We start from the raw sequence: 2,679 nt of genomic DNA, 5'->3' as shown, positions 1-2,679 counted from the left end.
AGCAGCTAACAAAAATACCGTGGGTTTTGTAGGTTCCAGCTGGGTAGGGAATGAAGAAGATCCCGAACAGTTAGCCTACTTCAATAAAATCCATTTAGCCTATGTTGAATGTAAAAACAAGGATTCAACAGGCGTTTTTGCTAGACCGTCTCAGTCCACCATTTATCATATGCAATATCCTTTGGTACGTCCTTTGTATTGTGTGTTGAAGGACAATTATATAGGGTTGGGAACTTCGTTCTATAACTTTTTAAGTTTTCAACGAGGACAATTAATTTTTAGACGAGGGAATTTAGTTCCCGCAAAAATGAATTTTACAATTAGGACCGTAAAAGATTTTGCTGCAAAAAATAAGTAGTTTTTATTTTTTACTTTCTTAGAAGAGATTATTGTGAGCCTGCTGTTTGCAATATTTCGTTAAACAAATAAATACAAAAAATCAAATTGAAGAAAATGAAGAAGATTGTTTTAAGTTTTCTAGCTTTAGCGAGCGGCGTAGCATTCGCATCGGCGCAAAAACTAGAGGATGGTATTAAGGCCCTCTATTATGGTAAATTTACCAGTGCAGAACAAATATTGCAACAAGTAGTACAGAAAAACCCGCAAGATGGCCAAAGCATTTACTGGTTGGGGCAAGTATATTTAGATAATATAAATGGAGAAACCGACGGTACAGGTAAAGCATTGGCCTTATATCAAAAAGCTGCCAGCTTAAACAGCCCATGGATTTTGGTGGGTCTGGGGGAAATCGATTATATCAATCATAAAAATGATGCTGCTGAGCAAAAATTTGAACAAGCCATTACGCTTATCGACAAAACAAAAGGCCGTCACAAAGAAGTAGATCAAGCGGCTATACGTACCGCAATTGGCCTTGCGAGTGCTTATGGAAATAAAGATGTGGGAGATCCGATGTATGCTATTCCTAAATTGCAAGAAGCCATGAGTTTAGATAAAACAGATCCTTATTCCGCTTTATATTTAGGTTTGAATTTCTTAAAAATAGGTGGAGATCAGGGTGGTAATGCTTATTCCGCATTTACACAAGCCTCTAATCGTGATCCAAAATTTGCTGCTGCAGATTACCATTTGGGTTTAATTTTTCAGTCCCAAGATAACTTTGATGTAATGAATCAATGGTATCAACAAGGAATAACAGCAGACCCAACTTTCGCACCCATTTATTTAGGATATTTTAATTATTATAAGGATAAAGATTTTACGAAGGCAAAACAATATTTAGATAAATATGTAGCAAACTCTGATAATGGTTGTGAAGTACAATATTCTCAGGCTGACTATTTATTCCAAACAGGTAGTTATCAGGAATCTCTTAATAAAGCAAAACAGATGGAATCCGGTGCCTGCGCTACCTATTCACATTTGCCTTTGTTAATGGCTGCTGATTACCACCGCTTAGGCGATAGCGCTAATGCAGTGACTTATGCTAAAAAATTCTTCACAACTGTTGCTCCAGGAAACGTTTTACCTTATGACTATGCTTTTGCCGGATTTATCTATAAAGACGTTGCCGGAATGGAAGACACAGCTGTTGCGTATTTAACTAAGGCATATGATTTGGATACCCTTGCTTCAGAAAAAGCAGTTTATGCCGATTCAATCGCTTATGCATTGGATAAAGCAAATAAACCGATTGCCAAGTATAATTGGTTAAGAAAATTATATAATGCAAAAGATACTGCTTCCCGCACCAATCTTGATATTTTCAATTTAGGACAAGCAGCTTTGGAAGCTGGAAGAATAAATGCTGTCTATCTTCCTGTTGCAGACAGCATGTTTACTTTGTATAAAACCAAATACCCTAACCAAGCTTACGGCTATTACTATTTGGAACAAACGAAATTAGCGCAAGATACCAGCACTATCGTACAAGCTATTCCTGCTATTAATGATTACATAAACTTCTTAAGCAAAGACACAGTTAAGAATAAAGATCTAATCATTGCGGAATATGGAAAATTAGGATCCTATTATGTATATGATATAAAGGATTATAAAAAAGGATTAGTTATTTTTCAAAAAATAGCCGATTTAGATCCTACCAATGTGAGCGCAAAATCCGCAGTAGATCAATTACAAAAAGCCATTGATCAACAAAAAGCCATTGATGATTATTACGCTAAACATCCGGAAAAAAGACCTAAAGATTCAACACAGCATTAAAATTTCATTTCAAAAAAACTCTCTTAATTTTTTAAGAGAGTTTTTTCTTTTATAGATATATACTATTTTTGTTACTCAATTTAAAAGAATGTATTCATTAAATTCGCTATTAGTAAGTATTTCAAATCCGGATATCGCCACCAATTATATACCAATAATCATTCAAATCATATTTGCTGCAGGTTTTGTGGCAACGATGATTTTTGTATCCTCACTATTGGGGCCTAAAAGGAAAACCAGTGATAAGCTGGAAAGTTTTTCCAGCGGTATTACCTCCCATGGCAATGCCAGGCAGCCAATGGCTATTAAATACTTTCTGGTAGCTATTTTATTTGTCTTGTTTGACGTAGAAGTTATTTTCTTTTATCCTTATGCCGTTAATTTCCGAGCTTTAGCATGGAATGGTTTTTATGAGATATTATTATTTGTAGTTTTTTTTGTAATTTGTTTTATGTATATAATAAAAAAAGGGTGTTTAAATTTGGTTGACTAATT

General features: G+C 34.8%; 2 protein-coding genes and 1 pseudogene. All 3 read left to right on the top strand.

All coding sequences use genetic code 11. From position 1 onward, the window contains the following. A pseudogene (locus ACQR30_RS07890) lies at positions 1-358 on the top strand (hypothetical protein); the annotation flags it as partial. A gap of 95 nt (positions 359-453) precedes the next feature. Beyond that, the gene (locus tag ACQR30_RS07885; protein WP_429733727.1) at positions 454-2,184 is read left to right on the top strand and encodes a tetratricopeptide repeat protein; all 1,731 of its coding nucleotides are present in this window, start codon (positions 454-456) and stop codon (positions 2,182-2,184) included. A gap of 88 nt (positions 2,185-2,272) precedes the next feature. Continuing rightward, positions 2,273-2,677 (top strand): NADH-quinone oxidoreductase subunit A, encoded by a 405-nt coding sequence (locus ACQR30_RS07880; protein WP_429733724.1) that lies wholly within the window; start codon positions 2,273-2,275, stop codon positions 2,675-2,677. Positions 2,678-2,679: the final 2 nt, after the last annotated feature.

The organism is Arachidicoccus sp. (assembly GCF_050436765.1).
In the GTDB taxonomy this organism is placed as follows: domain Bacteria; phylum Bacteroidota; class Bacteroidia; order Chitinophagales; family Chitinophagaceae; genus Arachidicoccus.
Note: the sequence above shows the minus strand (reverse complement) of the source record. Positions and strands in the feature narration are given on the sequence as shown.

Bases quoted from the DNA above. Each gene is read 5' to 3' on its own strand.
- ACQR30_RS07885 (WP_429733727.1), top strand. From the start codon at position 454: ATGAAGAAGATTGTTTTAAGTTTTCTAGCTTTAGCGAGCGGCGTAGCA.
- ACQR30_RS07880 (WP_429733724.1), top strand. From the start codon at position 2,273: ATGTATTCATTAAATTCGCTATTAGTAAGTATTTCAAATCCGGATATC.